10 protein-coding genes are annotated in these 5,915 nt (G+C 43.4%); 4 read left to right on the top strand and 6 right to left on the bottom strand.

What is annotated here, in order from left to right; translation table 11 throughout:
- Positions 1-260: hypothetical protein (locus KGY70_15830; GenBank protein ID MBS3776666.1), on the top strand; the 260-nt coding region annotated here is incomplete at its 5' end.
- Here KGY70_15830 and hypE read toward each other — a convergent pair.
- Both hypE and hypD read right to left on the bottom strand, forming a co-directional pair.
- Positions 229-1,245, bottom strand: coding sequence for a hydrogenase expression/formation protein HypE (hypE, locus tag KGY70_15825; GenBank protein MBS3776665.1), 1,017 nt, complete (start codon positions 1,243-1,245; stop codon positions 229-231). The genes KGY70_15830 and hypE overlap by 32 nt on opposite strands.
- Positions 1,238-2,323 (bottom strand): hydrogenase formation protein HypD, encoded by a 1,086-nt coding sequence (gene hypD / locus KGY70_15820; GenBank protein ID MBS3776664.1) that lies wholly within the window; start codon positions 2,321-2,323, stop codon positions 1,238-1,240. The genes hypE and hypD overlap by 8 nt, the downstream gene beginning before the upstream one ends.
- 163 nt (positions 2,324-2,486) lie before the next feature.
- Here hypD and KGY70_15815 point away from each other — a divergent pair, with 163 nt between their 5' ends.
- The 3 genes from KGY70_15815 (at position 2,487) to KGY70_15805 (ending at position 3,727) form a co-directional block, all read left to right on the top strand.
- On the top strand, positions 2,487-3,086 hold the full coding sequence (locus KGY70_15815) for an ankyrin repeat domain-containing protein (GenBank protein MBS3776663.1): 600 nt from the start codon (positions 2,487-2,489) through the stop codon (positions 3,084-3,086).
- Between the two features lie 117 nt (positions 3,087-3,203).
- Positions 3,204-3,428 (top strand): hypothetical protein, encoded by a 225-nt coding sequence (locus KGY70_15810; GenBank protein ID MBS3776662.1) that lies wholly within the window; start codon positions 3,204-3,206, stop codon positions 3,426-3,428.
- Positions 3,428-3,727, top strand: coding sequence for a type II toxin-antitoxin system RelE/ParE family toxin (locus KGY70_15805; protein MBS3776661.1), 300 nt, complete (start codon positions 3,428-3,430; stop codon positions 3,725-3,727). The genes KGY70_15810 and KGY70_15805 overlap by 1 nt, the downstream gene beginning before the upstream one ends.
- 65 nt (positions 3,728-3,792) lie before the next feature.
- On the opposite strand, the gene KGY70_15800 is transcribed toward KGY70_15805, so the two are convergent.
- From KGY70_15800 to KGY70_15785, 4 genes are all read right to left on the bottom strand, one after another.
- The gene (locus tag KGY70_15800; GenBank protein MBS3776660.1) at positions 3,793-4,974 is read right to left on the bottom strand and encodes an iron-containing alcohol dehydrogenase; all 1,182 of its coding nucleotides are present in this window, start codon (positions 4,972-4,974) and stop codon (positions 3,793-3,795) included.
- Entirely contained in the window at positions 4,968-5,276 is a 309-nt protein-coding gene (locus tag KGY70_15795) for an antibiotic biosynthesis monooxygenase (GenBank protein MBS3776659.1), read from the bottom strand. The genes KGY70_15800 and KGY70_15795 overlap by 7 nt, the downstream gene beginning before the upstream one ends.
- A 330-nt stretch (positions 5,277-5,606) precedes the next feature.
- Entirely contained in the window at positions 5,607-5,759 is a 153-nt protein-coding gene (locus tag KGY70_15790) for a hypothetical protein (protein ID MBS3776658.1), read from the bottom strand.
- A partial coding sequence (locus KGY70_15785) for a HypC/HybG/HupF family hydrogenase formation chaperone (protein MBS3776657.1) occupies positions 5,759-5,915 on the bottom strand: 157 nt, incomplete at its 5' end. The genes KGY70_15790 and KGY70_15785, both read right to left, overlap by 1 nt.

Genomic DNA, 5,915 nt, shown 5'->3' with positions numbered 1-5,915 from the left:
TTATCTTTTTACGCTGTTCATGTATTCAATCAATCAATCATCCAATCATTCAATCGCCCAATCCCACCTTCACTTCGTTTCGGTTGCTTACGCTAAAGCTTCAGCGACAGCGTGTGGACAAGCCCACCTTCACTTCGTTTCGGTGGCTTACGCTAAAGCTTCAGCGACAGCGTGTGGACAAGCCCACCTCCACTTCGTTTCGGTGGACAAGCATTCAATCATTGCTCCTCAGCATATCCTCGGCAACTGCTCCCCCGTAAGCATGTCAATAATCCTTGTGCCTCCAATTTCGGTTTCCATAACCACCCTGCCCGGATGTTCATCCACAACCTCTCCAATAATGGCAGCATGCTGGCCCAGCTTTTCAGTACGCATAAGAGCCAGCAAATCATCAGCTTCATCCCGGTCAACGATGGTAATGAACTTACCTTCATTGGCAATATAAATGGGCTCCATGCCAAGCATCTCACATATGCCTCTTACCTCTTCCCGAACAGGTATGGAGCTTTCTTCAATTTCTACCCCGTAGTAACTGGCACGGCTGATCTCGCAAAGCACTGTGGCGAGGCCTCCCCGGGTCAGATCCCTCATGAATTTTATGCCCTCTATATTTCTTACGATCTTAGAAATTAGCTTATTAAGCGAAGCACAATCCGACTGTATTTTTCGCGAATCAATGTTCAGATGTTCTCTTTCAGCCAAAACTGCTATGCCATGATCTCCGGTATACCCGTTTATAATGATTTTGTCTCCTTTCTTAATTTCATTGCCGGAACTGATATTATAAGATCTTGGATTTAAAAATCCGACACCGCTTGTATTGATAAATAACTGATCGGCTTTCCCTTTGTTCACCACTTTGGTATCCCCGGTGACAATCTGAACACCTGCATTATAGGCTTCCTCTGCCATTGATTTCACAACGCTTTCCAATGTTTCCATCTCCATCCCTTCCTCTATTATAAAACCTGCACTCAGATATACCGGGTCGGCACCGGATACAGCCAGATCATTGACTGTGCCGCAAACAGCAAGCTTACCGATATCACCTCCCGGAAAAAATATAGGATCTACCACATAAGAATCAGTGGTAAACACCAAATCGCTTGGACATACCCCCAAAACCGAAGAATCGGATAAATTGGAAAGTATCTGATTGTCAAAGTGACGGATAAAAATGTTCTTTATCAACTCATGTGACATCTCTCCACCGCTTCCATGACTTAAAAGTATCTGTTCACTCATATCGTTTGTATTTATAGAAAGCCTGACAAGCGCCTTCCGAACTTACCATGCAGGCTCCTGCCGGATTTGCCGGTGTGCAGTAAATTCCAAATAGTTCGCAATCCCCGGGTTCTTTTAATCCTTTCAAAACATCACCACAGATACACCCCCCGTCGGAGTCGTCGGTTTCGGTCTCAACAGGCATCACATGCTCAGCATCGTATTTATTATACGTCTCCCTGATTCCCAGACCGCTTTTCTTGAGAATCCCCAGTCCCCTCCACCAGTCATCGCGGGGCTCAAAGACCTGTTGCATGTATTCCCTGGCCTTTATATTGCCTTCCGGCCTGACTGCCCGCTTATACTGTATCTCTACCTTGGGATCATGATTATTCAGTTGATCTAACAGCATCCATATGGATTGCAAAATATCAAGCGGTTCAAAACCGGCAATGACACAGGCCAGACCATATTGCTCCGGGATGTGTTCGTAGATTTCCCTGCCGGTAATAGTGCTTACGTGGCCCGGACAGATATACCCGTCGATCTTCACCCCGTCTTCTACAATGGCATCCATAGCCGGAGGCATCAATTTATGGGCACTGAAAAGGCAGAAATTATCAAGGCCCTCCTTTTCGGCCTGAAGCAAACCCACTGCACTGCCTGGAGCGGTAGTTTCAAAACCAATAGCCAAAAAAACAATCATCTGATACGGATTTTCCCTGGCTATCTTCAATGCATCCGTAAGTGAATACACGACCCTTACATCACATCCGGCCGCTTTTTCCCTGTAAAGTGAAGAGGAAGTCCCGGGAACCTTTAAAAGATCTCCATAGCTGCAGACAATCACATCCTCCATCCGGGCATAGGCAATGGCCTTATCAATATATGATTTGCCTGTAACACAAACCGGGCAACCCGGTCCCGACTTAAGCGTTATATTGGAAGGAAGAAGTGCAGGAATTCCAAATCTGTGAATGGCCATGGTATGAGTCCCACACACTTCCATCAACCTATATTCCCTGTCACTATATTGGCGAATCCGTTTCACCAGTTTTCTTATCAGGTCTTTATTGCGATATTCATCAATGTATCTCAATTTTGTTGAATTTAAATCTGACGAATATTTTGATTTTGCTCTTCAGAAAAAACACCATCTAAAAAAGCTGATAATTTTTGACAATATAAAAAATTTGGTTCATATCATTGCAATTTAAAAATTAAATTTTATGTTTAAAACATAAAATCAAAAACAAAGTAAGATGAAACAATTAAGCTTCATTACATTAACTCTGATTTCTATTGTAATCATATCAGCGTGCAACAGTCAGAAATCAGAAAACGGGGATCAGAGAAGCCAGGAAGAAAAGACAGCAACACCCCAGCAGCAAATATCAGAGCAACAATACTTTCAAGCTGCCCTCAACGGAGACTTTAATACCGTAAAAAAAGCCATTGATAATGGCATGGATGTAAACGCAACCGGCCAAAACGGCAATACAGCGCTCATGCTCGCCGCCTACAATGGCCACAAACAAATTGTTGATTTTCTGCTTCAAGAAGGAGCCAATGTGAATGAACAAGATGCCAACCAACGCACTGCGCTCCTTTATGCTGCCAGCGGTGACAATCCGGAAACAGTACAAGCGCTGATAGATGCAGGAGCCGAAATCGATCACACCGACAAAAAAGAAGGATTTAGCCCCTTAATGTTTGCTGCCGCAGAAGGACAGACGGAAGTCGTTAAAACATTACTGGAAGCAGGGGCCGACAAAACCGTTAAAGACAAAGACGGAGATACGGCCCTTGATTTTGCCCGGGAAAACGGACATGATGAAGTTGTAGAAATATTGGCAGAATAATAAATTACAAATTCCATAAATTAACAGTTAAGCAATAAACCTGGTACATTTCTGTTAAATGTAAACCAAAAGGATATTGAAAAGCGTTTTTTTTATGTTATTATAAATTATTGACCCATGAATATTATTGAAAAAAGAGATTTTATACACAACCATCTTTCCAAAGCTAATGAAAAAGTTATTGATGAATTGTTTGAAAGACTACGGGCTGAAGTTGAAAAAGAAAATACTTTAAAATCCAAATTAAACAACCGGGCCTTGCAATCAGAAGAAGACATTAAGGCAGAAAAATTATTTTCAAAGAATGAGGTTAAAGATTACACTCAACACCATAGCCGTTAATGCGTGTTGCTTATACCGAACAGGCAATTAGAAGCCTTCAGGAAGCGTTGGATTTCATAGCTTCAGAAGTAACTGAAGAGAAGCTTAATGAAATAAGAGATGAAATATTGGATACATCTGAAACTTTAGCTTCCCAGCCTTATTTAGGTCAAGAAGAACCTATTTTAGAATATCTTGGATTAGGGCATAGAAGATTATTAGTAGGAAAGTATAAAATAATTTACCGCATTAGTGAGGAATGTATATATATCACTGACATATTTGATACCCGTCAATATCCTTCAAAAATGAAAGGATAGCTTCACCAAATAATCGCAATAATTTTCCGGGAATCTCGATGTCAAATTTTGGTGTATAAAACACTCTAAAGTCTCCGCAGCAAAATATCTTTTCGCGCTTCCGCAGAAAAATTGACCGGGTTGTTTTTATTTCCTGTTTTTTCTTCGGCAATTTCAACCGCCTGTGATTCAGTAAGGCCATAACCGCTGAAGCGTTCCAGACCGAATGATTCGGTCATATCATTCAATCTCCGAATAAACTGATCCAGATAATAATCATCGGATTGTTCCTGTAAGGTTTCTCCGGCAAACAAAACCCCCACCTTTACATATTTATTTAATGCCGGACTTTCTGGATCGTTTGTCTTCAAAGCCTTTATATTGCTTTCATGTACCGCAGCCATAAGGGTTCCGCAAACCTGTCCGTGAGGCATATCGATAAGCCCTCCGATGGATGAAGCAAAGCCGTGCACCAGCCCCAAGCCGGCATTTGCTAAAACCATCCCGGATATAAGAGCAGCAAAGGCCATGTCCGTGCGGGCATCAAGATTATCTCCCTCGTGAACCACCTTTTCCAGGGAACGATGAACGGATTTCAGGCCTTCCCAGGCCCAGGCATCGGTTAAAACACTGGCTTTTGTAGATACATAAGCCTCCAGTAACTGTGTAAAGGCATCCATTCCGGAAGCAGCAGTAATCGCAGTCGGACAGGATAACACCAGCTCAGGATCAATCAGGGCAATATCCGGTACATAATTATTGTGGCGAAGGGATTTTTTGAACCCATTCTCTCCTACTTCTGAAATAACGGCATTATTAGTGGCTTCACTGCCCGTACCCGAGGTGGTGGGAATGGCTATAAAAGGCACCTTTTCTCCGGTAGGCTTTTTAGAGCCCACGCCTTCAAGGTATTCTTTCACAGGTTCATTCAAAGGAAGCATAGCCGATACGGCCTTACCGGTATCCAGAACGCTACCACCTCCTATAGCCACGACTGTATCGATGTTTTCGGAGACATTTTCCTGCACGATCCCATCGATTAAAGCCGGCGAGGGTTCATGGCTTACACTTGCTTTTGATACCCGGAAGCCATTGTCATCAAGGGAAGCTAGGATCTCCCGACCTTTTTCTGATTGGATGAAACTCCCCGAGCCATGTATGAGTAGTATGTTATTCCCGTATTTCCCGACCTGAACAGGCAACTCTTTGATTTTACCCGGACCGAAAATGATATTGGGTGTATGGATCAGTTGAAACGGATCTACCATGCCGATTTATCTTTAGGTGCAACAATCTGGTGCTTGATACCTTCTCTTGGTTTGTCCATCCAGTCAGCCACCGTTTCTTTCCATTTTTTGTAGTGGTCGGTTTGTTTGTGGGCCGCTGCGGCTTCTTCCGATTCATAAGCCTCATAAAGAACAAACTTGGCAGGATTCTGATCGTCCTGCAAAACATCAAAACGAAGATTTCCAGGCTCCTGCACCGAAGCCTGGTGGTTCTCAATCGTAGCTTCAATAAACTGATCGATATACTCCTCTTTTACATAAACATGAACAAGCGTTGCAATCATAACTGTTAGAATTTTATCTGTTTCGTATATGTTGTACAATGTCTTCTCTTTTTCTCATATTTAACCGGTATCTGCCAGATTAATCACCTGCATTCATATCAATCAATGAGATATGCCATGGCTCAATAAGACATGCCATGACCCACTAAGACATGCCATGGCATGTCTCTACCTATCCCTTCTCCCTTTCTCGTTTTATTCCATCCCTCTTTCGCCCCATCGCGCTATCTCTCCCTCGTTCTTTCGTGCCGTCGTGTAGTCGTGCTGTCTTACTCTCGCTCCCCAATCTTCGAGACGCAAGCATTACGTCTCTACTGCTGTAGATTTTTCTCAATCATCACTTTTCTCCCATTCTACTATTCTCCCTTTCCCGTTTTCCCGTCTTCTCGTCTTCCCTTTTCCCGTTTTCTCATTCCAGCGTTCTTTCGCCCCATCGCCCAATCGCCCCATAGTGCCGTCGTGCCGTCGTTCTTCCTCCCGCATCAATCCAGCTCTCCCATCTCCCGAAACAATTGCAGTGTCTCTTCAGCTTCCTTTTCGCTGATCTTCTGAATGGCAAATCCCGCATGCAACAATACATAGTCTCCAACATTGACATCCTCCAACATCTGTAATCCTGCCGTATATTCATTGCCGGCG

The organism is Bacteroidales bacterium, from assembly GCA_018334875.1.
In the GTDB taxonomy this organism is placed as follows: Bacteria; Bacteroidota; Bacteroidia; order Bacteroidales; family UBA12077; genus JAGXLC01.
Note: the sequence above shows the minus strand (reverse complement) of the source record. Positions and strands in the feature narration are given on the sequence as shown.